A 23,429-nucleotide genomic window follows, 5' to 3' on the forward strand; every position below is an offset into this window, starting at 1 on the left:
CCATGGAGCTCAACGGGGTGCCGCTGCACCCGCTCGTCGTCCACGCCGTCGTCGTGCTCGGGCCGCTGGCCGCCCTGACGGGACTGGCGTACGCCGCCGTGCCGCGGTGGCGCTGGCTGCTGCGGTGGCCGCTCGTGGTCCTCGCGGTCGTGGTGGCCGGCGCGGCGCTCCTCGCGGTGCAGGCCGGGGAGGACCTGCTGGCGTCGCGCCCCGAGCTCGCGCCCATCGTGGCCGACCACGAGGATGCGGGGGGGATGCTGCGCAACGTGGTCCTCGGCTACGTCGTGGTCGCCGGACTCGCCGCCTGGGCCCTGGGCGGCGCCTCGGCGCTCGCCTCCGGCCGGGGTGCCCGCGAGACCCGCTTCGGCGTCCCGGTGGCGGTGCTGCTCGTCGCCGCGTCGGTGGCCGTCCTCGTCACGGTCTACCTCGCCGGGGACTCCGGCACGACGGCGGTCTGGGGCTAGGCGCTCCGGTCCGGCGCCGGGCGCTCACCAGTCGGTGGAGGCCTCACGGGCGGCGAGCAGCCGCCGGAACGACTCCACCCGGTCGGGGTCGGCCTCGCCCGCCGCGATCGCCTCGTCGAGGCCGCACTCCGGCTCGTCGCCGCCGTGGGTGCAGCCGCGCGGGCACGTCTCGGTCATCTCGTCGAGGTCGGGGAACGCCTCGATGAGGTTCTCCGGCCGCACGTGGGCGAGCCCGAAGGACCGGATGCCGGGGGTGTCGATGATCCAGCCGTCGCCGTCGGGCAGCTCGAGCAGGTAGGCGCTGGTCGAGGTGTGGCGCCCGCGGCCGGTCACGGCGTTGACGATGCCGACCTCGCGGCCGGCGTCGGGGATCAGCGCGTTGACCAGGGTGGACTTGCCGACGCCGCTGTGGCCCACCAGCACGCTCGTGCGCCCCCTCAGCCGCTCGCGCAGCTCGGTGAGGTCGCCGGCGCCCTCGCCCTTGAGCTGGGTCACCACCCACGGCACCCCCAGCGACCGGTAGGTCGAGAGCAGCGTCTCGGGGTCGGCCAGGTCGGCCTTGGTCAGGCACAGCAGCGGCGCCATCCCGGCGTCGTAGGCCGCCACCAGCGCACGGTCGATCAGCCGCGGGCGCGGCTCGGGGTCGGCCAGGGCGGTCACGACGACCAGCTGGTCGGCGTTGGAGACGATGACCCGCTCGACCGGGTCGTCGTCGTCGGCCGTGCGGCGCAGCGTGGTGGTGCGCTCGACCACCTCGACGATGCGGGCCAGCGACCCGTCGGCGCCACTGGTGTCGCCGACGACCCGCACCCGGTCGCCCACCACGACGCCCTTGCGTCCGAGCGGGCGCGACTTCATCGCCATCGCGCGGTGGCCGTCGACGAGCAGCGTGAAGCGGCCGCGGTCGACGGTGACCACCCGGGCCTCGACGGCGTCGTCGTAGGTGGGCCGGTCCTTGGTGCGGGGACGGGTGCGGCGCCGTGGCCGCTCGTAGTGCTCGTGGTCGTGCTCGGAGTAGCGACCCGTCACGAGCTCGCCCCGACGCCGCTCGGGGCGGCGCCCACGGCCCGGCTCCAGGCCCCGGCGAAGTCGGGGAAGGTCTTGGAGGTGGTGGCGATGTCCTCCACGAGCACGTCGTCCACGGCGAGGCCGAGGATGACGCCGGCGTGGGCCATGCGATGGTCGGCATAGGTGCGGAACGTGCCGCCGTGCAGGGGCGCCGGCCGGATGGTCAGTCCGTCCTCGCGCTCGGTCACGTCGGCCCCGAGCCGGCCGAGCTCGGCGGCGAGCGCGGCGATCCGGTCGGTCTCGTGGCCGCGGATGTGCGCGACGCCGCGCAGGTGGGAGGGCGAGTCGGCCAGCGCGCAGAGGGCGGCCACGGCGGGAGTCAGCTCGCCGACGTCGTGCAGGTCGAGGTCGACACCCGAGAGCCGCGGCGGCCCGACCACGGTGAGGCCGTTGTCGCCGAGGGCGACGTCGCAGCCCATCAGCGTGAGGATCTCGCGCAGCTCGTCGCCTGGCTGCGTGGTCGAGGAAGGCCAGTCGGTGACGGTCACGCGGCCTCCGGTCGCGGCCGCGAGGGCGAGGAACGGCGCGGCGTTGGAGAGGTCGGGCTCGATGTCGTGGTCGACCGCCCGCACCGGGCCGGGGGAGACCGCCCAGCGGTTGGCGTCGCCGTCGTCGACCTCGACACCGTGGCGGCGCAGCATCTGCACGGTCATCTCGATGTGGGGCAGCGACGGCACGGGCTTGCCGACGTGGCGCACGTCGACACCGTGCTCGTAGCGGGCGCCGGCGAGCAGCAGGGCGGATACGAACTGCGACGAGGCGCTGGCGTCGATGGTGACCGTGCCGCCGGGCACCGATCCCGTGCCCGCCACCGCGAAGGGCAGCGCTCCCCGGCCGCCGTCGTCGACCCGCACCCCGAGCGCGCCCAGCGCCGCGAGCATCGGGCCGACGGGGCGCTGCCGCATGTGCGGGTCGCCGTCGAAGCGCACCGTGCCGCGCGCCAGGCCGGCGATCGGCGGCACGAAGCGCATCACCGTGCCGGCCAGGCCGCAGTCGACGTCGGCGTCGCGGTCCCAGGGGGCGGGGGAGACGGCCCAGTCGCCCGAGCCGGGGCCGCTGGTGTCGTGGACCTCCGTGCCGAGCGCGGTGAGCGCGCCCACCATGAGCAGGGTGTCGCGCGAGCGCAGCGGACGTCGTACGACGCTGGGGCCGTCGGCGATCGCCGCGAGCACGAGCGCGCGGTTGGTCAGCGACTTGCTGCCGGGCAGCGACACGACCCGGTCGACGGGGGCGTGGGGGCGCGGGGCCGGCCAGAGCTCACTCACCCGCGCACCCTATCGAGAGCTCAGGTCAACTGGGCCCTGGCGAGCTTGGCCTCGCGGCGGGCGTTCTTGGCGACGTGCCGGGCCTCGCGGCGCACGTCGGACGCGGCGCGCCGGGCCCGCCAGGCCAGCCCGGGCCTGCCCTCGGTGTCGACCGCGGCCAGCAGGAGGCCACCGAGGACGGAGGTGTTCTTGAAGAACTGCAGGCGCTGGGCGTTCTTGGCCTGCGGCTCGGTCTCGTTCCAGAAGGCGTGCCCCGCCAGCGTGGTCGGCACGAGCGAGGCCGCGAGCACGGTCGCGCTCAGGCGCGGCGCCCGGCCGGTGGCGAGGGCGGCGGCGGCGACGATCTGGGCGCCGGCGTTGATCCGGACCAGCGTGGCCGGGTCGGTGGGGATCGGCGCGCCGGGCGCGACCTGCTCCACGACCGGCACGACCTGGTCGACCACCTTCTTGGCCCTCTGAGCGTGCCCCTCGGTGTTGCGGAGGGCGTTGATGCCGCCAGCGACGAAGATCGTGGCCAACATGGGGCGTGCGAGCAACCGGGTGATCGTCATGCGCCCTGTCTACACGATGTCCTCGCGGCGCTGCCGCGCCCGCAGGGGTGCGCCGGTGCCGCGCGGTGCCACTCGCGCCGTGCCACTGAGGCCGACGCCCGGCTCCCCTAGGGTGGGCCACGTGTGTGGTCGCTATGCGTCGTCCCGGAGCGCCGACGACCTCGTCGAGGAGTTCGAGGTCGTCGAGAGCCGCATCGCTGCTCCCTTGGCGGCCGACTACAACGTCGCGCCCACCAAGGAGGTCTACGCCGTCGTCGAGCGGCCGCCGTCGCGCGACTCCGACGAGCCCCCGCAGCGCCAGCTGCGGGTCCTCACCTGGGGCCTGGTGCCGTCGTGGGCGAAGGACCCCTCCATCGGCAACCGGATGATCAACGCGCGGATGGAGACGGTGGCGGACAAGCCGGCCTACCGCAAGGCGTTCGCGTCCCGTCGCGCGCTGCTGCCCGCCGACGGCTACTTCGAGTGGTATCCCACCTCGCGCACCGACGCGAAGGGCAAGCCGGTCAAGCAGCCGTTCTTCATCCGTCCCAAGGACGGCGGGGTGCTCGCGATGGCGGGGCTCTACGAGATCTGGCGCGACCCGTCGAGGGCCGAGGACGACCCCGACCGCTTCCGCTGGACCTGCACGGTGCTGACCACGGAGGCAGAGGACTCGCTCGGGCACATCCACGACCGGATGCCGCTGATGGTGGAGCGCGAGCGCTGGCACGAGTGGCTCGACCCGACGACGCCGGGCGACACCTCCCTCCTGGTGCCGGCCGCACCGGGCCGCCTCGAGGCCTACGCCGTGCCGAGGCTGGTCAGCAACGTGCGCAACAACGGCCCCGAGCTGATCGAGCCGCTGCCCCTGGAGGACGAGTGAAGAAGGCCTCCGTCCGCACCGTCGCCACCCCGCACGGGGAGGGCCGCCTCCACACCCGGCGCGCCAACCGGCCGATCGCCACCCTCCTGCTCAGTCATGGCGCCGGCGGGGGCGTGGACGCCCGCGACCTGTGGGCCCTGGCCGACGCGCTGCCCGCGCAGGGCTTCTCCGTCGTGCTGTTCGAGCAGCCGTGGCGCGTCGCGGGGCGCAAGATCGCCACCGCACCGCCGACCCTCGACGTCGCGCTGACGTGCGCCGCCGACGCGATGCGGGTGCGTACGCCCCTCGTGGTCGGCGGACGCTCCGCCGGCGCCCGCTCGGCGGCCCGCACGGCCCGCTCGCTCGGCGCCAGCGGCTGCCTGGCGCTGTCGTTCCCGCTCCACGCGCCCGGTCGCGCCGAGCCCACCCGCCTCCCCGAGCTGCGGTCCGTCGGCCTGCCGACGCTCGTGGTGCAGGGCGAGCGCGACGCGATGGGGCGGCCCGAGGAGTTCCCCGGCGACCTCGGCGGGCTCGACCTGGTCGTGGTCCCGGGGGCCGATCACGGGCTCAAGGTCCCCGCGCGGGGTGACATCAGCCAGGACGAGGCGATGGGCATCGTGGTCGAGTCGACCCTGGAGTGGCTGGTGCGCGAGATCGTCGGGAATCCCCGGGCGGGGTGAGGTGTTGGGTCGGTGTGACTGCGACGACCCTGGATCCACCCACGGCGGTACTCTGGGACGCGATGACTGAATCGCTCCGGGACGAGACGTCCCCCCCTGTCGAGATCGCCGTCGAGGACGAGAGCTCCGACGAGCGCACCACGCGCTTCGAGCGCGATGCGCTGCCCTACCTGGACCAGCTCTACGGCGCGGCGATGCGGATGACCCGCAACCCCGCCGACGCCGAGGACCTCGTGCAGGAGACCTTCGCCAAGGCCTACAGCGCCTTCCACCAGTTCAAGCCGGGCACCAATCTCAAGGCCTGGCTCTACCGCATCCTCACCAACACCTACATCAACACCTACCGCAAGAAGCAGCGGCAGCCGCAGCAGTCGATGTCGGAGGACGTGGAGGACTGGCAGCTCGCCCGCGCGGAGTCGCACTCCTCGACCGGGTTGCGGTCGGCCGAGATGGAGGCGCTCGAGCACCTGCCCGACTCGGAGGTCAAGGACGCCCTGCAGCGCCTTCCCGAGGAGTTCCGCCTCGCGGTCTACCTCGCCGACGTCGAGGGATTCCCCTACAAGGAGATCGCGGAGATCATGGACACGCCCATCGGCACCGTGATGTCCCGCCTGCACCGCGGTCGTCGCCAGCTCCGCGACATGCTGGCCGACTACGTGCGGACCAACGACCTCCTGCCGGCGTCCACGGTGCCCGGACCGGGAGAGGGGAGCAAGGCGTGAGCAGCCACGAGCACCACGGCCCCGACGACAGCGACGACGACTGCGTCGACTACATCGAGCGCATCGTCTACCTCCTCGACAACGAGCTCGACCAGGCCGACTGCACCGTCGTCGAGATGCACCTGCGCGAGTGCGGTCCCTGCCTCGAGCGCTACGACCTCCAGCGTGCGGTCAAGCAGCTCGTCGCGCGGTCGTGCTCGGAGTCGGCGCCGGAGTCGCTGCGCGACCGCGTACGACTGCAGCTGCACCAGGTCCACGTCCGGATCACGGACGCCGGCGCCTGAGCCGACAGGCCCCGAGGCCGACCCGATTCGCCGCCTCCGGGCGGATTTGAGACACTGCTCCGAGCACCGACTCCAGGAGGACCACCATGGGCAAGACCGGACGCAAGCGCCGCGCTCGCAAGAAGAAGGGCGCGAACCACGGCAAGCGCCCCAACGCCTGACGCGCACCCGCGCCGTCATCTCGTAGAAGTCCCCGCTGCGGCGGGGACTTTTGCACGTCCGGGCACGGGCCGGGTGGCTTGTACGGTGGCGAGATGAGCGAGAAGACGATGCGCGATCGGATGCTCGCCGGCGAGCCCTACATCGCCGACGACCCCGTCCTGGCCGAGGAGTCCCGGCGCGCCCAGCTGCTGGCCCACCGGATCAACACGCTGAGCCCGAACGACACGGTGGGGCGTCGCGAGCTGCTGGAGGAGCTGTTCGAGGGCTTCGGGGAGGGCAGCCAGCTGCGCCCGCCCCTGCACTGCGACTTCGGCTACCAGACGACGATCGGCGCCCGCACCTTCATCAACTGGGGCGTGGTGCTCCTCGACGTCGCGCGGATCACGATCGGCGACGACGTGCAGATCGGCCCCCACGTCCAGCTGCTCACCGCCACGCACCCGATCGAGCCCGGCCCGCGGCGCGACAAGTGGGAGGCCGCGGAGCCCATCACGATCGGCGACAACGTCTGGCTCGGCGGCGGGGTGATCGTGTGCCCCGGAGTGACGATCGGGGCAGACACGGTCGTCGGGGCGGGGTCGGTCGTGACCCGCGACCTGCCCTCCGGAGTCGTCGCGGTGGGCTCTCCGGCCCGGGTGGTCCGCGAGCTCTGACGGGCGCCGTCGGCCTCGGTCGGTGTGTCCCGGGTGGCCACCCCGGACGTGCAGGCTCAACGCACGAAGTCGATGTAGCGGGACTGCGAGTCCGTGATCCGGGGTGGCCGGTCGCCTCCGCCGAGGAGCATCGTCGCACCAGCCCATTGACCTGCCGCAGCACTTCTGTTTCACTAGGTTCATAGGAAAGCAGAGGTGGTCCGCATGTTCGTCTTCCGGCTCGACAGCGGCTCGGGGGTCCCGCCGTACCTCCAGCTCGTCCACCAGGTCCGGCAGGCCGTCCTCCTGGGATACCTGAAGGACGGCGACCAGCTGCCGATGATCCGTGAGGCGGTCGAGCAGCTCGCCATCAATCCCAACACCGTCTCCAAGGCCTACCGGCAGCTGGAGCAGGAGGGCCTGGTCTCCGCGAAGCCCGGCGTCGGCACGTTCGTGACCGGCGCGCCGCGGACCACGATCGCTCCGGCACGCTACGCGGCCCTGCGCCGCGGTCTCGAGCGTTGGCTCGTGGACGCTGAGCAGGCGGGGCTGGACGACGAAGGGGTCGCGGCGCTGATCGCCGTCGTCCGCCGGGAGCTGGCCGAGGAGGGCGCGGCATGAACGCGGCGCTGGTGACGTCGGGGCTCGGCAAGAGCTACAGCGGGACCTGGGCGCTGCGGGACTGCGAGCTGGACCTCCCCACGGGTGGCGTGATCGCGCTGGTCGGCCCCAACGGGGCCGGCAAGACGACGTTGCTCCAGCTGGCGGCCGGCCTGATCCGGCCGACGACCGGATCGATCGCACTGTTCGGCGAGCTGGCGCCGGCCGAGTCGCCCCGGGCGCTGTCCCAGCTGGGCTTCGTCGCCCAGGACCATCCGCTCTACCGACGCTTCCGCATCCGGGACCTGCTGCGCATGGGCAGGGGCCTCAACGAGACGTGGGACCAGGAGCTGGCCGAGCGCCGGCTCGCCGACCACGGCATCCCGATCGATCGGCCCGCCGGTCGGCTCTCCGGTGGCCAGCAGGCGCAGGTGGCACTGGCGTTGGCCCTCGCCAAGCGGCCACGGCTGTTGATCCTGGACGAGCCGGTGGCCAGCCTCGACCCGCTCGCGCGACGAGAGTTCATGCAGACGCTGATGGCGAGCGTCGCGGACGGCGAGATGACCGTTCTGCTGTCCTCGCACAACGTCGGCGAGCTCGAGCGGGTGTGTGATCACCTGGTGCTGGTCGCGGACGGCTGTGTGCAGCTCGCCGGCGAGATCGACGACCTCCTCGCCCGCCACAAGGTGCTGACCGGGCCCGGTGCGGACGTGCCCGCTTGGCCGGGCGTGGTCCACGTCGACCGCGGCGACCGCCACGCCCACGTCCTCGCCCGCGTCGATCCCTCCCTGCCGATGCTGGGGTGGCAGGCGCACCCGGTCGGCCTCGAGGAGCTCGTGCTCGGCTACCTCCGGCGCGCGTTGTCCGAGCATCCCCAGTCCGGTGCGAAGGAGCTCGTGCCATGACCTGGCTGGTCTGGCGACAGCATCGCGGTGAGCTGGTCGGCGCGCTCGTCGTGCTGGGGGCGCTCGGCCTGCTGCTGCTGATGCACGGGCTGCCGATGCACCGTGCCTTCGACCGCGACGGCATCGCCGCCTGCAACGCGTTGATCACGTCGTCGAACCGCACCCCCGACTGTCTCGATGACGTGATCGCCTTCGAGGCCAGGTACGCCACCCTTCCCCAGGTCTTCGCCAACTGGTTGCCGCTGTCGCCGGCACTCGTCGGCATGCTCGTCGGCGCGCCACTGCTCGCCCGGGAGTACGAGCAGCGCACCTGGCAGCTGGTCTGGACGCAGGGGGTGACCCGGACCCGGTGGCTCGTCGTCAAGCTCGCCGCGGTGCTCACCGGCACGGTCATGGTCGCCGTGGCCTTCGCCGCCGGCCTGAGCTGGTGGATGGCGCCGACGGCAAGCGGAGGGTTCGAGACCGACGTGTTCAACCACACCGTGCTGGTGCTCCCGGGCTACGTGCTGGTGTCGGTCGCGATCGGCATCCTCGCCGGCGCCGTCGTCAAGCGAACCCTGTTCGCGGCGGCGCTCGTCGTGCCGGCCTACCTGGCGGTCCGGCTGTTCATCGAGTTCGTCCTGCGCCCCCGCTACCGGGAGCCGCTCGTGACGAGCGTCCCCGCCGACCTCGTCGGAGGCTGGGTCGTCCGGGGGACCCCGATGGTCACTGACGACGCCGAGCTGCGAGGGGGTCCCATCGGCCCCGGCTCGATCCGGCTGCTGGAGCCGGTCGGCTACCACCCGGCGGATCGGTTCTGGGCCTTCCAGCTCATCGAGACCGGGATCCTCCTCGCGGTCACGGTCGCGCTGCTCGTCATCACCTGGCGGCTCGTGCTCGGACGCCGGAGCGCAGCGGTGAGCGCCCCGGCAGACTCGGAACCGGCGCTCAGCTCCCGCCCCTGAACCCGTGCCACGACCCACGTGGCCGAGCGGACCCGTCGACCGGATGGGATGGCACGGCGACGTCCCAGGCCGACGTACTGAATCGTGCGGTCGTCAGAGGCGCGAGAGGAACCGCTCGGCGTCGACGACGACGCGGGTGATCTCGCCGGCCGCGAGCACCTTGCCGGTGGTGGTGTCGCGGGCGCTGACGGTGAAGCGGTGCAGCCGGCCGTCCGCGTAGGCGCTGGAGGCGCTGACCTCCACCTCGGCGCCGACGGGGCTGGCCGCGAGGTGCTCGACCTGCACCCGCGTGCCCACGCTGGTGGACCCCTCGTCGAGCGCGGGGTCGAGGCTGGCGCAGGTGGCGGCCTCCAGCCAGGCGAGCAGCCGCGGGGTGCCGAGCACGGGGAGGGACCCGCTGCCCACCGCGGCTGCGGTGTCGTCGTCGGTGACGGTGTAGGTCAGCGTGGCGGGCGCGAGGTCGGGCATGGGCAGGCCTTCCGGGGAACGTGAGGTCGGTGCGGCAACCTGAGGAGCACACACACGTCTACCAGACATGAGCGCGAGGACCGCAGGGGTGGGGATGGGGATGGAGCCGTCCGTGGACATCACCGAGCTCTACGCCGCCCACCGACTCGGCCTGGTGCGGCTCGCCGTGCTCCTCGTCGACGACCTCGCGTCCGCGGAGGACGTCGTGCAGGACGCCTTCGCCGCGCTCGCCCGTCGCCCCGACGCGGTCCGGGACCCGTCGAGGGCGCTGGCCTACCTGCGGGTCTCGGTCGTCAACACCGCCCGTTCGGCGCTGCGCCGGCGGCGTACGGCGCGGGCGTACTCGCCACCGCACGATCCCTCGCCGCCGACGCCGGAGGACAGCGCCGTGCTGGCGGAGGAGCACCGCGAGGTCATCGAGGCGTTGCAGCGGCTCGCCCCGCGGCAGCGGGAGGTCCTGGTGCTGCGCTACTGGTCCAACCTGTCGGAGGCGGAGATCGCCCGGACGCTGGACATCAGCCCGGGCACCGTGAAGTCGACCGCCAGCCGTGCGCTGGTCGCGCTCGAGAAGGCCATGACGTCCGCCCACGACCTGGGGGAGGAGCAGCGATGAGCACCACACCCGGCGCCGGTCCCGCCATCGAGGACCGGCTGCGCGCCGCCCTGGCCGCTCGCGCCGAGCTGGTCCGCCCCGAGGACCTCGCGCCACCCGCCCCGGTGGCGCCGCTGCGCCCGCACTGGCGCTCGCCGTGGGTGCTGCTGGCCACGGCCGCCGCGGTGCTGCTCGTGCTGGGCATCGTCGTCCAGGGCCTCGGCCGCGACACCCGGTCCGACGACGTCGCGCCGAGGCCTGATGCGCCGGAGGTGGAGCTGCCCGCCGACGTCGGGCGCGACTGGAAGGCCGACGACCTGTCGAGCCCGGCCCGGCTCGACCTCGACGGCGACGGCTCCCGCGAGAAGGTCGTCTTCCTGTCCGAACGGTCCGAGGACTTCGACGGCCGGGTCCGGATGCAGACCACGCTCAGCAGCACCGGCCAGGAGGCCTACGGCATCGCCGAGCTCGGCTCCACCATCGGCACCACTGCCCTCGAGCCCGTCGACGCCGACGGCGACGGCGACCAGGAGCTGGTGCTCTACTACGACGACCTCGGCGAGGGCGGCCCCGGAGGGCTGGGCCACCCGCTGGTCTTCGACCTGCGCGCCGGGCTGCTCGTGCAGGCGGTGCCCGAGGAGCCCGACCTGCTGGTGCGCGGCTACGTCCCCGTCGGGGGGAGCGAGACCGAGCACTACCGGATGGTCCACCTCCACGACTACTGGATCGAGGACGGCACGCTGTGGTCGAGCCGGTCGGTCGACGCGTACGCCGAGGGCGGCATGAGCCTGCTGCGGCCCGAGACCATCGTGGTCGACGCGTGGCGGTGGGGCCTCGACGACGACGGGGTGCTCCGGGCGACGGAGGCGGGGTGCCTGCGGATGGGTCTCGCGCCGCCGTCGTCGGATCGGCCGTGCGGCGACGACACGGAGGACGCGCTGCCCGACCTGGCCCCTGCGTCGCAGGACACCTTCGGGCCGGGGGAGGGCGCCGCCTTCGACATCGGCTACCGCTTCACCGCCCGCATCGAGGCAGGCGCCCCCCCGGTGCTCGTCGTCGAGGGGGGCGAGGGCACCGCACGCCACCGGCTCGACGTGGCCGACCCGCGCGTCTCGACGGTGCAGCCGGCCTCGGTCCTGTCCGACGGTGCCGCGTTGGTGGTGACCTCGGCCTCGGACCCGTCGCGGGTCCAGGTCGTGGTGCAGGACGGCGACCGGCTGCGTGTCCTCGTGCCGACCGGCGAGATCGCGCTCACCGCCGACGGCACCCGCACGTGGCTGACCACCGACGGTGACCTCGTCTCGACCGTCGAGGGCGAGGACGGCACCTGGGGGGCGTGGCGGTGGCAGATGGTCTCCGGCACCGAGATGGCCGCGCTGCCGTGGGTGACCGTCTGCCTCGACGACGTCGACGACCCGACGACGGCCCGCTCCTGCTGAGGCCTCAGAGCGGCTTGGTGAAGGCGAGCAGGTCCACGCCGGGCCGCGGCGACCAGTCGCGGCCCGGGTCACGGGCGTAGCCCCGGCGCTCGTAGACGCGGTGCGCCGCCGACATGACCGCCAGCGACGACAGCACCATGGACGTGGCACCGTCCTCGCGGGCGCGGTCCTCGCACAGGCGGGCGAGCGCCGTGCCGACCCCGCGGCCCTGCGCGGCCGGGGCGACCGCCAGCATCCGGAACTCACCCTCGTCGTCACGCGCGATCTCGCGCCAGCGCGACCCGAGCGGGCAGTAGGTCACGTTGCCGAGCACCTGGTCGCCGTCGAGCGCCACCCACACCTCGGCCTGCTCGTCGCGGGTGGCCACGTCGTGCAGGCGGCGGCGGTAGTCGTCGCCGGCGCGGGCGAGGAACGGCCCGTAGGCCGCCACGCACACGTCGCCGGCGGCGGACGTCTCCGGGCGGTGGATCCTGCGCAGCTCCAGCCCGGTCACCGACGCAGCCTCAGATGCCGAAGGTGTTGCGCGGGTAGGCCGCGTCGACGTCGGTGATGACGTTGACGAGGTAGGGCACGCCGGAGGCGTACGCCCGGTCCAGCGCGGGCCCGATCTGGCGGGGGTCGGTCACGGTCTCCCCGGCGCCGCCGAGCGCCGTGACCACCTGGTCGTAGGGCGTGCGCTGGGCCAGGTCGGCGGCGACGTCGTAGCCGTAGAGCATCTGCATGGGGCCCTTCTCCAGGCCCCAGGCGGAGTTGTTGCCCATCACCATGACGACCGGCAGGTCGTGGCGGACCAGGGTGTCGACGTCCATCAGTGAGAAGCCGGCCGCGCCGTCGCCGAGCAGCAGGGTGACCTGGGCGTCGGGGCGGGCGATGCGGGCCGCGATCGCGGCGCCGAGTCCGGCGCCGAGGCAGCCGTAGGGGCCGGGGTCGAGCCAGCCGCCGGGACGCTTCGGCTCGACGTACTTGCCGGCGAACGACACGAAGTCGCCACCGTCGCCGATCACCACCGAGTCGTCCTCGAGGCGGGGCACGAGCTCGCCGTAGATCCGCGCGGGGTGGATCGGGTCGGCCTCGGCCGTGAGGAGCTGGGCGTCGCGCTCGGCGGCGGCCTTCACCTGGTCGGCGAGCTGGTCGGACCAGGCCCGCCAGTCGGGCTTGTCGCCGCGCTCGATCGCGGCCTGCAGGCCGTCGAGCACCGTGGTGAGGTCGCCCGAGACGGACGCCGCGAGGTCGGCGTGGTGGGAGACCTGGCCGGGGGAGTCGGCGATGTGGACGACCCGGGCGAACGCGCCCGTCGGGCTCTTGTCGGGCCCGCCGAAGACGCCGTAGCCGAGGCGGAAGTCGAGGGGCGTGCCCACCACGACCACGAGGTCGGCACCGGCGAGGGCGGCGCCGCGGGCCTTGGCGACGAGACTGCGGTGCCCGCCGGGGATCAGGCCGCGTCCCATGCCGTTGGTCAGCGTGGGGATGCCGAGGTCGTCGACGAAGCGGAGGGCTGCCGCCTCGGCGTGGTCGGCCCACACGTCGGTGCCCAGCACCAGCACGGGCCGCTCGGCGCGGGCGAGCAGGCGCGCGACCGTCTCGATCGCGTCGCCGTCGGGCTCGATGCGGGTGCCCTCGCCCGAGCCGACGGTGCCGGAGGCGGAGTTGAAGAACTCGTCCATCGGCACGTCGACGAAGACCGGACCGCGGTGGCTGGAGCGCGCGAGGGTGAACGCCTCGTCGATGCCGGCCGCGACCTCGCCGGCCGTCATCAGCGTGGTCGCCGCCTTCGCGACGGGCGCGATGATCGGCGGCTGGTCGAGCTCCTGGAGCGAGCCGGTGCCCCAGCGGTTCTGCGGGGCGCGACCGCCGACCACGACCATCGGCGAGCCGGCGAACTGGGCCTGCGCGATCGCGCTGATGCCGTTGGTGACGCCGGGGCCGGCGGTGAGGACGGCGAGGCCCGGCACGCGGGTGAGCTTGCCCGTGGCCTCGGCGGCGAACGCGGCGGTCTGCTCGTGGCGCACGTCGATCAGGCGCATCGGCGGGTCCTGGCCGTCCTTGTTGATCCGCACCACGCCGTCGTACATCGGGAACACGTGGGCCCCGGAGAGGGTGAACATCGTCTGGACGCCGTGGGCGCGGGCGACATGGACGGCGAGCTCGCCGCTGTGGCCGGTGATCTCGGTCATGCGAGCAGGCTAGTGGGTGGGTGCCTGCAGGTAGTGCACGTTGGTCAGGCGCAGCGCCTCGATGACCGTGAGCAGCAGGTCGGAACGCACCTCGGGCGGGTCGGGCGCCAGGGAGAGGTGGACGAACAGGGCACGGAGGTACGCCTGGGGCATCGCCGTCGTCAGGAAAGGGTCGGAGTCGCCACCCTTGCCGAACGCGTTGCCCGCCGCGGCGATGCGGTGCACCCACGGCTCGAGCGCGTCGCTGCCGAGCGTGTCGCGGCGCAGGACGCGCATCGCGGCGTGGGCCATCCGGTCGAGCTCGCCGGACGCCAGTGGCTCGTCGGCAGGCTGCCGCAGCACGCGCTCGGCGAGGACGTCGAGGAGCACCTCGTGCTCGGGCCCGCCGAGGTGGGGCGACTCGGCGAGGGCGCCGAGCGCGTCGGCGCCGTGAGCCACCGCGTGCGCCCAGCCCTTGCCCGGCACGAAGCCCCGCGTGTCGCGCTCGGCGAGGAACCACACGGCGATGCGGTCGCCCCAGTCGAGGATCCTGGCGGCCGGCAGGAGGCGGTGCGCGGTGTCGCGCTCGAGGCACTCGGCGACGATGAGCGCGCTGAAGCTGCGGCGGAAGACGGTGTCGGTGCCGGACTCGCCCAGCCCGACCGCGAGCCCCGCGACCATGCCGTCGCCGAGCCCGGCCAGCAGGTCGTCGTAGACGCCGTTGTCGATCCAGGTCGCCAGGGCGGGGTAGGCGGTGCCGTCGCGGACCTCGGCCCGGGTCGAGCCGAGCATGGTGGTCAGCTCGGCGGTGAGGTCGTCGAGCGGACGGTCCGAGGGCACCTCGAACCCGGTGGCCTGCACCTGGTTCCAGTACCCGAGCGACATGGGGGCCATCCTGCCAGCCGCCTCCCGCACCGCCCTAGTCTGGGCGGGTGCCCTCCCTCCCCGAGCTCGTGCGAGCCCACACCGACCTCGTCGAGGACGACATCGCCTGGCTCCAGCGGCTCATGGCGGACTGGCAGATCCTGGCCGACCTGTCGTTCGCCGACCTCGTGCTCTGGCTGCCGGACCGGGAGGGCAAGGGCTACTGGGCGGGCGGCCAGATGCGGCCGACCACCGGGCCGACCGCCCTCGTGGACGACGTGCTGGGCACCTTCGTCCCCGTCGGCCGGCGCCGGATGCTCGACGAGGCCTTCGGCACCGGCCGCGTCGTGCGCGAGGGCGACCCCGAGTGGCGCGACGACGTGCCGGTGCGGGTGGAGGTCATCCCGGTGCGCCGCGCGGGTCGGGTGATCGCCACCATCGCCCGCAACACCAACCTCATCGGCGTACGCACCCCGAGCCGGCTCGAGCTCAGCTATCTGCAGACCGCGTCCGACCTGACCCAGATGATCGCCGCGGGCCGCTTCCCGCTGAGCGGGCAGCGCAGCGACCACGCCGACTCGCCGCGGGTGGGCGACGGCTTCGTCCGGCTCGACGACACGGGGCGCGTCGCCTACGCCAGCCCCAACGGCCTCTCGGCCTACCGCCGCCTCGGCCTGCAGGGCGACCTCGCCGGGCTCGTCCTCACCGACCTGACCCGCGAGCTGGTGCCGGCGCGCAAGCGCCCCGACGAGGAGACGCTCAGCGCCGTGCTGGGCGGTCGCGACGGCCGGGCCACCGAGGTCGGCACCGACGAGGTGACCCTGATCGTCCGCAGCATCCCGCTGCGCCCGCAGGGCGAGCGCACCGGCGCGCTGCTGCTGGTGCGCGACGTCACCGAGCTGCGTCGCCGCGACCGCGAGCTGGTCACCAAGGACGTCACCATCCGCGAGATCCACCACCGGGTGAAGAACAACCTCCAGACCGTTGCGGCGCTGCTGCGCCTCCAGGCGCGGCGCACCCGCGCCGAGGACGCCAGGGCGGCCCTGGAGGAGGCGGTGCGCCGGGTGGGCTCCATCGCCATCGTGCACGAGACGCTGAGCCACGCCGTGGAGGAGACCGTCGACTTCGACGAGATCGCCGACCGGCTCGGCTCGATGGTCGTCGACGTCAGCGGGGTGGAGGTGCCGGTGCGCGTGGTGCGTGAGGGCTCCTTCGGCAAGCTGGCCTCGGAGGCCGCCACGCCGCTCGCGATGGTGCTCACCGAGCTGCTGCAGAACGCCGTCGAGCACGGCTACGCGGGCCAGGACCCGGCGACGCTCGAGCAGCCGGGGCGCGTGGTGGTCACGGCGCGCCGCATCACGGGCCGGCTGCACCTGGTGGTCGAGGACGACGGCCGAGGCCTGCCCGACGACTTCGACCCCGAGGCGTCCACCCAGCTCGGGCTGTCGATCGTGCGCACGCTCGTGGAGTCCGAGCTCGGCGGCGTGCTCGAGATCGGCCCCGGAAGCCGGGGCGCGCGGGTGCAGGCGGACCTGCCGGTCGACTGATCGTCCTCAGGCGGTGCGGATGCGCGCCCTGGCGTTGCGCCGCTTGAGCGCGCGGCGCTCGTCCTCGCTGAGGCCACCCCACACTCCGTGGTCCTGGCCGGCCTCGAGGGCCCACGCGAGACACTGCTCGCGTACCTCACATCGACGGCACACCTGCTTGGCCTCCTCGATCTGGAGGATCGCAGGACCGGTGTTGCCGATGGGGAAGAACAGCTCGGGGTCCTCGTCGAGGCATGCTGAGCGGCTGCGCCAATCCATGGGTCGGGGAATCCCTCTTTCACATCACGTCGGTTGCTGTTTACGGACGTTCAGCTGGCCCGGGCGCCGATGTGCGCAACGTCCAGACTCCCAACCTTTGAACGTTCCCACAACCCCCACCACCCGTCGCGTCCGTCACAACTACTGTTGTCCGGTGACCGTTACGCCCCCGCCAGGTCCCTCCCGTCCCGCGCTCGATGCCCCGCCCCCGCTCCTGGTCGCGGCGGCGCTGGTGGGGCTCGAGGCCCTCCTGCTGCTGGGCCTGGGCGTCGTCGAGCTGTTCCACCTGCGCGCCGTCCGGCTCGCCATGGGTGTCACCACCGCGGCGTTCTTCGTGGCCGGCGCGGCCGCGCTCGCCTGGTGCGCGTGGGCGCTGCGCAACGCACGCCGCTCGGCCCGCGGGCCGGTCGTGATGGCGCAGCTGATCCAGCTGGGCATGGCCTGGAACCTCCGCGACGTCTGGTCGGTCGTGCTGCCGGGAGGGCTCGCGCTGGCCGCGCTGCTGGTCATCGGCGGGCTGCTCCACCCCGCGACGACGCGGGTGCTGGAGGAGAACGACCGGCTCGACGCCTAGCTGGGATGTCTAGCCAGGCAGGCGTGGGGAGACGGATGCTCAGTCGGCCTCGAGAGAGGTGCGCAGCTGGGCGAGCGTGCGGGTCAGCAGCCGGGAGACGTGCATCTGGGAGACGCCGATCTCCTCGGCGATCTGCGACTGGGTCATGTTCTTGAAGAAGCGCAGCAGCAGGATCCGCTTCTCCCGCTCCCCGAGGCCGTCGAGCAGCGGCTTGATCGACTCGCGGATCTCGACGTGCTCGATGTTGGCGTCCTCGATCCCCAGCGTGGCGAGCATCGCGGGCGGGCCCTCGTCGTTGTCGTCGGAGGCGTCGAGGGAGAGCGTCGCGTAGGCGTGGGACGACTCGATGCCCTCCATGATCTCCTCGACCGTGCAGCCGATGACCTCGGCGAGCTCACGGGGCGTGGGGGAGCGGCCCAGCCTCTGGGTCAGCTCACCGGTCGCCCCGCCGATCTGCATCCGCAGCTCCTGGAGCCGGCGCGGCACCCGGATCGCCCAGCCCTTGTCGCGGAAGTGGCGCTTGATCTCGCCGATCACCGTCGGCGTGGCGTAGGTCGAGAACTCGACGCCGCGGTCGGTCTCGAAGCGGTCGACCGCCTTGATCAGGCCGATCGTGCCGACCTGCACGAGGTCCTCGAACGGCTCGCCGCGGTTGCGGAAGCGGCGCGCGCAGTGCTCGACCAGCGAGAGGTGCAGGTGCACCAGGTCGTCGCGTGCCGCCGCCCGCTCGGCGCTGCTCGCCTCGTCGTCGCGCATCACCGCGAAGAGCTCGGCGCTGCGCGCGCGCACGTGCTCCAGACCACGAGGCACGACGTCGTCGTCGAGCCCGTGGTCGACGGTGGCCTCGAGCCCCGTCTCGCCCCCCGTGTCCCCCGTGTCTGTGCTCATGTCAGAGCTCGGCACCTGTCATTCCCGCGCCGACCGCCGACGAGACCGTGAAGCGGACGCGGAAGCGTCCTCCCTCCGGTCCCGCCGACGCTTCCTGCGCCATCGTGTCGAGCACCTGCCAGGCGAAGCTCTCGGTGTCGAGTGGCGGGTCGTCCACCGCGTCGGCCAGCAGCTCGACGGTCATCGAGCCCCGGCCGAACCAGAAGGAGGCCACGAGGTCGGTGCCGGGGTCGGCCTCGGGGATGACGAGTGCGGTCGCCTCGCCGATGGCGATGCGGAGGTCCTCGATGTCGTCGATGGTGAAGTCGAGGCGCGCCGCGAGCCCGGCCGCGGTCGTACGCACGATCGTCGCGAACGCACTCTCCGCGGGCAGCCTCAGCTCCACGTCGGCGCGCGAATCCCCCGTGTTGTCTGCCATCTGCGTCAATGTCCCATCCTCGAGGCCGATGCTGCGCACACCCTAGCCGTGCCGCTCAGTCGAACCACGGACACACCTGGTCGCGCGTGTGCAACGCGTGGCGCTGCTCGGCGTCGCCCACGAGCGCGGGGGCTCGGGCCTCCTCCTCGGGCGGCGCCGTCGGGGGCGCCGGTCGGCCTGCCTGCGCGACCGCGTCCGTCGCTGCCGGGCGCGCTTCCCCGGTTGCTTCCTCGTCCGACAGGGGCTCGAGCTCGACGACCACGCTGTAGACCCCGCTGCCGTCGTCGCGCAGGCTCAGCCGGCCGAGCCTGCGCAGCATCGCGAGCGACGCCGGGTTGTCGCGCAGCACCTCGGTCACGATGCGGTGCACGCCCGCGGGTCGGTGCCGCATCAGCACCGAGAGGAGCGCCGTGGCCACGCCGCGGCCCTGCCACGCGTCCTTGACGGTGACCGCCAGGTCGGCGGCCTCGGAGGCGTCGGTGTAGCGCACGAGTCGCGCCAGGGCGACAGGGTCGTAGACGTCGGGACTCGTCTCCGCGCACAGCACGAGAGCGATGTGGTTGATGCCGTCGACGTCGTCGACGAGGTGCGCCAGCATGGCGTCGGACAGGTGCCGCACGGGCGCCAGGAACCTGCGGCGCTGCGACTCAGGCGACAGCGAGTCGAACTCGGCCGCGAGCGTCGCCCGGTCGGTGCGCTCGAGCGGCACGACGAACGCGTCGGTGCCGTCGCGCAGCGCGACCTGCTCGATCATCGGGCCTCCGTCCCTCGTCTCGAGCCTAGCCAGCGGCGAGAAGCCGGACGCCGCCTCGGTCCACAGGGGACCGGGGCGGCGTCGGAGGGTGCGGGTCAGGCCTCGAGGGCCCTCACTTCGTTCAGGCCTTCTTCCGCGGTCGCGACCTCGCAGGCTCGCTCGCGCTGGATGACTCGAGGGCCTTCACTTCGTTCAGGCCTTCTTCGTCTCCCAGAAGATCTCGGCGATCTCGTCGATCTTGGCGAGCAGCTCGTCGGCCTTGGCGGCGTCGAGCTCACCCTTGGTGCCCGAGGCGCCGGCCAGCTTGGTGGCCTCGTTGACCAGCGTGTGCAGCTGGGGGTACTTCTCGAAGTGCGGGGGCTTGAAGTAGTCGGTCCACAGCACCCACAGGTGGTGCTTGACGAGCTCCGAGCGCTGCTCCTTGATCAGGATGGCGCGGGTGCGGAAGTCAGGGTCGTCGTTGTCGGCGACCTTGGCGATGATCGCCTTGATCGACTCCGCCTCGATGCGGGCCTGGGCGGGGTCGTAGACGCCGCAGGGAAGGTCGCAGTGCGCGGAGACCTCGACAGTGGGGGCGAGCAGGTGGCGAAGCATCGGGTTCCTCTCGATCGGGAAGATGTGCATCTGCTGCGACACTACTCCGCGTGGAGTGGCGTCGGCAGCGGGGTCTCGCCCCGCGGGGTGGGCGGTCCGGACCCCCCTTCGGGACCGCCGTCGTGCGTGGTCGCTCGATGCTCCCGACGCTGCGCGAGGGAGACCTGCTCCTCGTCCGGCACGGCGTCCCGCCCCGCCCGGGAGACCTCGTGGTCGCCCGCTTCCCCGACGGCACCGTGGCGGTCAAGCGGGCGGTGGAGGAGCGGCGTACTCGATCGGGCGGGGCGGGCTGGTGGCTGCTGAGCGACAACCCCGCCGAGGGCGTCGACTCGCGCCACCGCGGCACCGTGCCGGAGGGCGACGTGCTGGGTGTCGTACGACTGCGGGTGTGGCCTTCCCCACGTGTGGGACGCGCGCTTCGGGGCCACTGAGCTGTGCGAGTATCGCCAGCATGGCTTCGCACCCGCACGCCGGCGACCCCGTGTTCGACCTGCACGTCGGCGGCAAGATGGAGATCGTCTCGACGGTCGCACTGACCGGTCCCGACGAGCTGTCCCTCGCCTACACCCCCGGCGTCGCCCGGGTGTGCGAGGCGATCGCCGCCGACCCGTCGATGACCCAGCACTACACGTGGGTGCCCAACACGGTCGCCGTCGTCACCGACGGCACCGCCGTCCTGGGCCTCGGTGACATCGGCCCGGCCGCCGCGATGCCGGTCATGGAGGGCAAGGCCGTGCTCTTCAAGCAGTTCGGCGGCGTCGACGCGGTGCCGATCTGCCTCGACACCACCGACGTCGAGGAGATCATCGAGACCGTCGTGCGGCTCGCCCCGAGCTTCGGCGGCATCAACCTCGAGGACATCTCGGCGCCCCGCTGCTTCGAGATCGAGGCGCGGCTCAAGGAGCGCCTCGACATCCCCGTCTTCCACGACGACCAGCACGGCACCGCCGTCGTCGCCCTGGCCGCGCTGACCAACGCGCTGCGGCTCACCGGTCGCGACGCGGCGACCGCGCGGGTGGTGGTGCAGGGAGCCGGCGCCGCCGGCGTCGCGGTCGCGCGCATCCTCCTCGAGGCCGGGATCACCGACATCGCGGTCCTCGACCGCAAGGGCGTGCTCCACTCCTCGCGCTCCGACCTCACGGAGGTCAAGGCGGCCCTCGCCCGCGACACCGCCGACCACTTCGACCGCCGCGGCACGCTCGCCGACGTGATGGCCGGAGCCGACGTCTACATCGGCGTCTCCGGTGGCCAGGTGCCCGAGGAGATCGTCGCCTCGATGGCCGACGACGCGATCATCTTCGGCCTCGCCAACCCGACGCCCGAGGTGCACCCCGACCTGGCGCACAAGTACGCCCGCGTCGTCGCCACGGGGCGCTCCGACTACCCCAACCAGATCAACAACGTGCTCGCCTTCCCCGGCATCTTCCGCGGCGCCTTCGACGTCCACGCCACCGCGATCACCGAGGGCATGAAGGTCGCCGCGGCCACGGCCCTGGCCGAGCTGGTCGGCCACGACCTGAGCGAGGAGCTGGTCATCCCGTCCCCGTTCGACCCGCGGGTGCCCGGCGCCGTGCGGCAGGCGGTCGCCGACGCGGCGAGGCGCGACGGGGTCGCCCGGCGCTGATCCGCGCTGCGGGCACTCGTCCCGGCCGCCCGCGTGCGGGACGGTTCCGGTGGGCGCGCGCTCGGGCCATGATGGGGCGATGACGACCCCTGCGGACCCCCAGGACTTCGAGGGCGTGACCTTCACCGGGACGAGCTTCAAGGGCGCGACCCTGCGCTTCTCCGACGTCAGCGGCGTGACCATGCGCGGCGTCGACGTCGACGGGCTCGACATCGACAGCCACGACCTGTTCACGGGCAGCCTGGTCGTCAACGGGGTCGACGTGGTGCCGCTGGTCGACGCCGAGCTCAACCGCCGCTTCCCGGGCCGCGAGCTGCAGAACGCCCAGACGCCCGACGGGCTCCGTGACGCGTGGGTCGCGGTGCAGGCCGCGTGGGCCGACACGGTGGCGAGCACGCCGCCCGAGCTGGTGGACGCCCACGTCGAGGACGAGTGGTCCCTCGCCCAGACGCTGCGGCACCTCGTGCTGGCGACCGACACCTGGCTGCGCGGCGCGATCCTGCGGGTGGAGCAGCCGTTCCACGAGGTCGGCCTGCTCTTCACCGGAGCCGAGGAGATGGGCGTCGACACCTCCGCCTTCCGCACCGATCCGCCCGACTACGACGAGGTCCTCGCCGTGCGCGCCGAGCGGCAGCAGCTGGTGACCGACTTCCTGGCCACGGTCACACCGGAGGTGCTCGCCGAGGAGCGCGACGACCCGTGGGGCTTCGACTGGCACCCCAGCGTCGGCGACTGCGTGCGCGTGGTCCTGGAGGAGGAGTGGGCCCACCTGCGCTACGTCCGGCGCGACCTCGAGCGGCTGGCTGAGCGGTCGGGCTGAGCGATCTGGCTGAGCGATCTGGCTGATCGCTCAGAACCCGATCGACGGCTCCGGCGCGACCAGCGTGCGCATCGCCCGGGCCAGCTCGGCGTAGGCCCCCGCGCGGTGCTCGGCGACGAGGCCGGCCCGGAGCAGCGCACCGATCCCGTGCCCCAGGTAGCCCGCTCCCAGCACGCCGATGTCGAGGGTGACGTCGGCGGGGGTGCCGGCGGGGGAGCCGGCGGGGGACGCCGTGCCGCGGCCCGCGGAGGCCGTCAGGCGCCAACGCCCGGCGTTGCCCGGCACGTGGCGGTCGGCCACCTCGACGACCACGTCGCAGTCGGCCTCGTAGGACCGCAGTGCCCACGCGGCCTCCAGGTCGACCAGGCGCACCCAGGTGCTGTCCCAGGTCTTGAGGTCACCGGTGCTGCGGTGGCCGCCGATCCAGGCCAGCAGCGGGTCGTCGAGGCCGATGCTCTCCAACCTGGTCGTCCCCATCAGGTCGAGGTCGACGACGCGGCGGGCGAGGGCGAGCCTGGCCGCGGGGTCGCCGAAGAAGGTGCCGACCACCACCGTGCCCGCGGGCCGGGCGTTGTCCCACTTGTGCTGGCGGCGCAGGCCGACGAAGCCGACGTCGGCGCCCGCGCGGCGGGCGATGAGGACGCGACGGGGCTCCCTGTCGCGCAGCTGCTCGGGCGCCTCGTGGCCCAGGAGCGAGACGTAGTCGGGGGAGCCGACGACGGTGCCGGGGAAGTGGGGTGCCGACGCCAGCTGGCAGGCGCGCATCCGCTCGGCGATGCCGGGCGCGGCCATGTCGTGGAGGTGGGTCGTCACGCCGGCGACCTCGTCCTCGAGGTGCGGCGCGGTGAACGTCGTGCCGCGGCCCAGGTCGACCTGGTGCGTCAGCACGGCGTTGCCGTAGCCGAAGCGGCCGTAGATCGCCGCCTCGCTGGCGTGCAGCACCGAGATCGCGGTGCCGGCCGCACGGGTGCGGTCGAGGTGGTCGCGGATCATCGCCGCGAGCACGCCGCGGCGCCGCGCGTCGGGGTGGACGCCGACCCAGGTGAGGCCGGCGACCGGGACGACGCTGCCGCCGGGCAGCGACATCGACATCGGCCGCACGCCGTAGATCCCGCTGTGCAGGTCGTCGGGGCCGTCGGGCAGGTCGACGACGAACCGCTGGTCCTCGGGCAGGCCGAGCCGCAGGTGCTCGGCGTCGTCGTCGGTGACCTCGCCGAACCAGACGAGCTGGTCGGTGGCCAGGTACTTCGCGGCGTCCTCGGACGGGCGTACGACAATGCTCACCGGCCCAGCCAATCTGCGCCGGTGCCGACCTGCA

At 73.2% G+C, this 23,429-nt stretch carries 30 protein-coding genes; 17 read left to right on the plus strand and 13 right to left on the minus strand.

The annotated features are described in order from the left end of the window. Positions 1-2 precede the first annotated feature (2 nt). Positions 3-464, plus strand: a complete 462-nt coding sequence (locus AC3X7Z_RS16270) for a DUF2231 domain-containing protein (protein ID WP_186341595.1) — start codon at positions 3-5, stop codon at positions 462-464. Positions 465-488: 24 nt separating this feature from the next. Here the strand turns inward: AC3X7Z_RS16270 and rsgA are convergent, their stop codons facing one another. Genes rsgA through AC3X7Z_RS16285 form a run of 3 tightly spaced genes read right to left on the minus strand, consistent with a single transcriptional unit; the run spans position 489 to position 3,348 of the window. After that, entirely contained in the window at positions 489-1,493 is a 1,005-nt protein-coding gene (gene rsgA / locus AC3X7Z_RS16275; RefSeq protein ID WP_489976599.1) for a ribosome small subunit-dependent GTPase A, read from the minus strand. Next, positions 1,490-2,797 (minus strand): 3-phosphoshikimate 1-carboxyvinyltransferase, encoded by a 1,308-nt coding sequence (aroA, locus tag AC3X7Z_RS16280; protein WP_489976600.1) that lies wholly within the window; start codon positions 2,795-2,797, stop codon positions 1,490-1,492. The genes rsgA and aroA overlap by 4 nt, the downstream gene beginning before the upstream one ends. A gap of 20 nt (positions 2,798-2,817) precedes the next feature. Then, complete coding sequence (locus tag AC3X7Z_RS16285) at positions 2,818-3,348, minus strand: DoxX family protein (protein WP_489976601.1); 531 nt, start codon at positions 3,346-3,348, stop codon at positions 2,818-2,820. A 121-nt stretch (positions 3,349-3,469) separates the two neighbouring features. Between AC3X7Z_RS16285 and AC3X7Z_RS16290 the strand changes: the two genes are divergently transcribed. The 9 genes from AC3X7Z_RS16290 (at position 3,470) to AC3X7Z_RS16330 (ending at position 9,118) form a co-directional block, all read left to right on the plus strand. Continuing rightward, entirely contained in the window at positions 3,470-4,210 is a 741-nt protein-coding gene (locus tag AC3X7Z_RS16290) for an SOS response-associated peptidase (protein ID WP_489976602.1), read from the plus strand. Next, positions 4,207-4,869: an alpha/beta hydrolase family protein gene (locus AC3X7Z_RS16295; RefSeq protein ID WP_186341599.1), complete on the plus strand. Its 663-nt coding sequence runs from the start codon at positions 4,207-4,209 to the stop codon at positions 4,867-4,869. The genes AC3X7Z_RS16290 and AC3X7Z_RS16295 overlap by 4 nt, the downstream gene beginning before the upstream one ends. 62 nt (positions 4,870-4,931) lie before the next feature. Continuing rightward, positions 4,932-5,591, plus strand: coding sequence for a sigma-70 family RNA polymerase sigma factor (locus AC3X7Z_RS16300; RefSeq protein WP_186341600.1), 660 nt, complete (start codon positions 4,932-4,934; stop codon positions 5,589-5,591). Then, a complete protein-coding gene (gene rsrA / locus AC3X7Z_RS16305; protein ID WP_186341601.1) occupies positions 5,588-5,875 on the plus strand; it encodes a mycothiol system anti-sigma-R factor in 288 nt (95 codons plus the stop codon). The genes AC3X7Z_RS16300 and rsrA overlap by 4 nt, the downstream gene beginning before the upstream one ends. Positions 5,876-5,961: 86 nt before the next feature. Continuing rightward, entirely contained in the window at positions 5,962-6,036 is a 75-nt protein-coding gene (locus tag AC3X7Z_RS16310) for a 50S ribosomal protein bL37 (protein WP_369759046.1), read from the plus strand. Between the two features lie 93 nt (positions 6,037-6,129). Further along, the gene (locus AC3X7Z_RS16315; RefSeq protein WP_489976603.1) at positions 6,130-6,690 is read left to right on the plus strand and encodes a sugar O-acetyltransferase; all 561 of its coding nucleotides are present in this window, start codon (positions 6,130-6,132) and stop codon (positions 6,688-6,690) included. 204 nt (positions 6,691-6,894) lie between these two features. Then, a complete protein-coding gene (locus AC3X7Z_RS16320) occupies positions 6,895-7,290 on the plus strand; it encodes a GntR family transcriptional regulator (RefSeq protein WP_489976604.1) in 396 nt (131 codons plus the stop codon). Then, on the plus strand, positions 7,287-8,174 hold the full coding sequence (locus tag AC3X7Z_RS16325; protein ID WP_489976605.1) for an ABC transporter ATP-binding protein: 888 nt from the start codon (positions 7,287-7,289) through the stop codon (positions 8,172-8,174). The genes AC3X7Z_RS16320 and AC3X7Z_RS16325 overlap by 4 nt, the downstream gene beginning before the upstream one ends. After that, positions 8,171-9,118: an ABC transporter permease gene (locus AC3X7Z_RS16330; RefSeq protein WP_489976606.1), complete on the plus strand. Its 948-nt coding sequence runs from the start codon at positions 8,171-8,173 to the stop codon at positions 9,116-9,118. The genes AC3X7Z_RS16325 and AC3X7Z_RS16330 overlap by 4 nt, the downstream gene beginning before the upstream one ends. Positions 9,119-9,211: 93 nt before the next feature. Here AC3X7Z_RS16330 and AC3X7Z_RS16335 read toward each other — a convergent pair whose 3' ends face one another. Next, positions 9,212-9,586 carry a thioesterase family protein gene (locus AC3X7Z_RS16335; protein ID WP_186341605.1) on the minus strand — a complete coding sequence of 125 codons (375 nt, stop codon included), beginning with the start codon at positions 9,584-9,586 and terminating at the stop codon, positions 9,212-9,214. A 100-nt stretch (positions 9,587-9,686) separates the two neighbouring features. Between AC3X7Z_RS16335 and AC3X7Z_RS16340 the strand changes: the two genes are divergently transcribed. Both AC3X7Z_RS16340 and AC3X7Z_RS16345 read left to right on the plus strand, forming a co-directional pair. After that, positions 9,687-10,199 carry a SigE family RNA polymerase sigma factor gene (locus AC3X7Z_RS16340; RefSeq protein WP_489976607.1) on the plus strand — a complete coding sequence of 171 codons (513 nt, stop codon included), beginning with the start codon at positions 9,687-9,689 and terminating at the stop codon, positions 10,197-10,199. Beyond that, positions 10,196-11,617 (plus strand): hypothetical protein, encoded by a 1,422-nt coding sequence (locus AC3X7Z_RS16345; RefSeq protein ID WP_489976608.1) that lies wholly within the window; start codon positions 10,196-10,198, stop codon positions 11,615-11,617. Before AC3X7Z_RS16340 ends, AC3X7Z_RS16345 begins: the two co-directional genes overlap by 4 nt. 4 nt (positions 11,618-11,621) lie before the next feature. Here the strand turns inward: AC3X7Z_RS16345 and AC3X7Z_RS16350 are convergent, their stop codons facing one another. Genes AC3X7Z_RS16350 through AC3X7Z_RS16360 form a run of 3 tightly spaced genes read right to left on the minus strand, consistent with a single transcriptional unit; the run spans position 11,622 to position 14,655 of the window. Further along, entirely contained in the window at positions 11,622-12,110 is a 489-nt protein-coding gene (locus AC3X7Z_RS16350; protein WP_186341608.1) for a GNAT family N-acetyltransferase, read from the minus strand. Positions 12,111-12,120: 10 nt separating this feature from the next. After that, on the minus strand, positions 12,121-13,791 hold the full coding sequence (locus AC3X7Z_RS16355; protein ID WP_186341609.1) for an acetolactate synthase: 1,671 nt from the start codon (positions 13,789-13,791) through the stop codon (positions 12,121-12,123). Positions 13,792-13,800: 9 nt separating this feature from the next. Then, a complete protein-coding gene (locus AC3X7Z_RS16360; protein WP_489976609.1) occupies positions 13,801-14,655 on the minus strand; it encodes a DUF2785 domain-containing protein in 855 nt (284 codons plus the stop codon). 47 nt (positions 14,656-14,702) lie between these two features. Here AC3X7Z_RS16360 and AC3X7Z_RS16365 point away from each other — a divergent pair, with 47 nt between their 5' ends. Further along, positions 14,703-16,181 (plus strand): sensor histidine kinase, encoded by a 1,479-nt coding sequence (locus AC3X7Z_RS16365; protein ID WP_489976610.1) that lies wholly within the window; start codon positions 14,703-14,705, stop codon positions 16,179-16,181. A 6-nt stretch (positions 16,182-16,187) separates the two neighbouring features. On the opposite strand, the gene AC3X7Z_RS16370 is transcribed toward AC3X7Z_RS16365, so the two are convergent. Beyond that, positions 16,188-16,439 (minus strand): WhiB family transcriptional regulator, encoded by a 252-nt coding sequence (locus tag AC3X7Z_RS16370; protein WP_056601527.1) that lies wholly within the window; start codon positions 16,437-16,439, stop codon positions 16,188-16,190. A gap of 154 nt (positions 16,440-16,593) precedes the next feature. On the opposite strand from AC3X7Z_RS16370, the gene AC3X7Z_RS16375 reads away from it, so the two are divergent. After that, on the plus strand, positions 16,594-17,013 hold the full coding sequence (locus tag AC3X7Z_RS16375) for a hypothetical protein (protein ID WP_186341612.1): 420 nt from the start codon (positions 16,594-16,596) through the stop codon (positions 17,011-17,013). A 39-nt stretch (positions 17,014-17,052) separates the two neighbouring features. Here AC3X7Z_RS16375 and AC3X7Z_RS16380 read toward each other — a convergent pair whose 3' ends face one another. The 4 genes from AC3X7Z_RS16380 to sodN all read right to left on the minus strand — a co-directional run bounded on the left by AC3X7Z_RS16380 (position 17,053) and on the right by sodN (position 19,697). Then, entirely contained in the window at positions 17,053-17,901 is an 849-nt protein-coding gene (locus AC3X7Z_RS16380) for an RNA polymerase sigma factor SigF (protein ID WP_186341613.1), read from the minus strand. Position 17,902: 1 nt separating this feature from the next. Then, the gene (locus AC3X7Z_RS16385) at positions 17,903-18,319 is read right to left on the minus strand and encodes an anti-sigma factor (protein ID WP_489976611.1); all 417 of its coding nucleotides are present in this window, start codon (positions 18,317-18,319) and stop codon (positions 17,903-17,905) included. Positions 18,320-18,374: 55 nt separating this feature from the next. After that, positions 18,375-19,073: a GNAT family N-acetyltransferase gene (locus tag AC3X7Z_RS16390; RefSeq protein WP_489976612.1), complete on the minus strand. Its 699-nt coding sequence runs from the start codon at positions 19,071-19,073 to the stop codon at positions 18,375-18,377. Positions 19,074-19,265: 192 nt separating this feature from the next. Beyond that, entirely contained in the window at positions 19,266-19,697 is a 432-nt protein-coding gene (sodN, locus tag AC3X7Z_RS16395) for a superoxide dismutase, Ni (protein ID WP_241005361.1), read from the minus strand. 92 nt (positions 19,698-19,789) lie between these two features. On the opposite strand from sodN, the gene AC3X7Z_RS16400 reads away from it, so the two are divergent. The 3 genes from AC3X7Z_RS16400 (at position 19,790) to AC3X7Z_RS16410 (ending at position 22,111) form a co-directional block, all read left to right on the plus strand. Continuing rightward, positions 19,790-20,098, plus strand: coding sequence for a S24/S26 family peptidase (locus AC3X7Z_RS16400; protein ID WP_277395315.1), 309 nt, complete (start codon positions 19,790-19,792; stop codon positions 20,096-20,098). 20 nt (positions 20,099-20,118) lie between these two features. Then, positions 20,119-21,291, plus strand: coding sequence for an NAD(P)-dependent malic enzyme (locus tag AC3X7Z_RS16405; protein WP_489976613.1), 1,173 nt, complete (start codon positions 20,119-20,121; stop codon positions 21,289-21,291). A gap of 79 nt (positions 21,292-21,370) precedes the next feature. Then, entirely contained in the window at positions 21,371-22,111 is a 741-nt protein-coding gene (locus AC3X7Z_RS16410) for a DinB family protein (RefSeq protein ID WP_186341618.1), read from the plus strand. Positions 22,112-22,141: 30 nt separating this feature from the next. Here AC3X7Z_RS16410 and AC3X7Z_RS16415 read toward each other — a convergent pair whose 3' ends face one another. Continuing rightward, positions 22,142-23,395 (minus strand): GNAT family N-acetyltransferase, encoded by a 1,254-nt coding sequence (locus AC3X7Z_RS16415; RefSeq protein ID WP_489976614.1) that lies wholly within the window; start codon positions 23,393-23,395, stop codon positions 22,142-22,144. Positions 23,396-23,429: the final 34 nt, after the last annotated feature.

This window comes from Nocardioides sp. Z24_21 (assembly GCF_058134345.1).

Excerpts from the sequence above, each read along its gene's own strand:
- AC3X7Z_RS16315 (WP_489976603.1), top strand. The coding sequence starts at position 6,130 with ATGAGCGAGAAGACGATGCGCGATCGGATGCTCGCCGGCGAGCCCTAC.
- AC3X7Z_RS16390 (WP_489976612.1), bottom strand. The coding sequence starts at position 19,073 with ATGATCGAGCAGGTCGCGCTGCGCGACGGCACCGACGCGTTCGTCGTG.
- AC3X7Z_RS16320 (WP_489976604.1), top strand. The coding sequence starts at position 6,895 with ATGTTCGTCTTCCGGCTCGACAGCGGCTCGGGGGTCCCGCCGTACCTC.
- AC3X7Z_RS16345 (WP_489976608.1), top strand. The coding sequence starts at position 10,196 with ATGAGCACCACACCCGGCGCCGGTCCCGCCATCGAGGACCGGCTGCGC.
- AC3X7Z_RS16285 (WP_489976601.1), bottom strand. The coding sequence starts at position 3,348 with ATGACGATCACCCGGTTGCTCGCACGCCCCATGTTGGCCACGATCTTC.
- AC3X7Z_RS16360 (WP_489976609.1), bottom strand. The coding sequence starts at position 14,655 with ATGTCGCTCGGGTACTGGAACCAGGTGCAGGCCACCGGGTTCGAGGTG.
- AC3X7Z_RS16410 (WP_186341618.1), top strand. The coding sequence starts at position 21,371 with ATGACGACCCCTGCGGACCCCCAGGACTTCGAGGGCGTGACCTTCACC.
- AC3X7Z_RS16325 (WP_489976605.1), top strand. The coding sequence starts at position 7,287 with ATGAACGCGGCGCTGGTGACGTCGGGGCTCGGCAAGAGCTACAGCGGG.
- AC3X7Z_RS16270 (WP_186341595.1), top strand. The coding sequence starts at position 3 with ATGGAGCTCAACGGGGTGCCGCTGCACCCGCTCGTCGTCCACGCCGTC.
- AC3X7Z_RS16355 (WP_186341609.1), bottom strand. The coding sequence starts at position 13,791 with ATGACCGAGATCACCGGCCACAGCGGCGAGCTCGCCGTCCATGTCGCC.
- sodN (WP_241005361.1), bottom strand. The coding sequence starts at position 19,697 with ATGCACATCTTCCCGATCGAGAGGAACCCGATGCTTCGCCACCTGCTC.
- AC3X7Z_RS16340 (WP_489976607.1), top strand. The coding sequence starts at position 9,687 with ATGGAGCCGTCCGTGGACATCACCGAGCTCTACGCCGCCCACCGACTC.
- AC3X7Z_RS16405 (WP_489976613.1), top strand. The coding sequence starts at position 20,119 with ATGGCTTCGCACCCGCACGCCGGCGACCCCGTGTTCGACCTGCACGTC.
- AC3X7Z_RS16385 (WP_489976611.1), bottom strand. The coding sequence starts at position 18,319 with ATGGCAGACAACACGGGGGATTCGCGCGCCGACGTGGAGCTGAGGCTG.
- AC3X7Z_RS16380 (WP_186341613.1), bottom strand. The coding sequence starts at position 17,901 with ATGAGCACAGACACGGGGGACACGGGGGGCGAGACGGGGCTCGAGGCC.
- AC3X7Z_RS16300 (WP_186341600.1), top strand. The coding sequence starts at position 4,932 with ATGACTGAATCGCTCCGGGACGAGACGTCCCCCCCTGTCGAGATCGCC.
- AC3X7Z_RS16335 (WP_186341605.1), bottom strand. The coding sequence starts at position 9,586 with ATGCCCGACCTCGCGCCCGCCACGCTGACCTACACCGTCACCGACGAC.
- AC3X7Z_RS16370 (WP_056601527.1), bottom strand. The coding sequence starts at position 16,439 with ATGGATTGGCGCAGCCGCTCAGCATGCCTCGACGAGGACCCCGAGCTG.
- AC3X7Z_RS16330 (WP_489976606.1), top strand. The coding sequence starts at position 8,171 with ATGACCTGGCTGGTCTGGCGACAGCATCGCGGTGAGCTGGTCGGCGCG.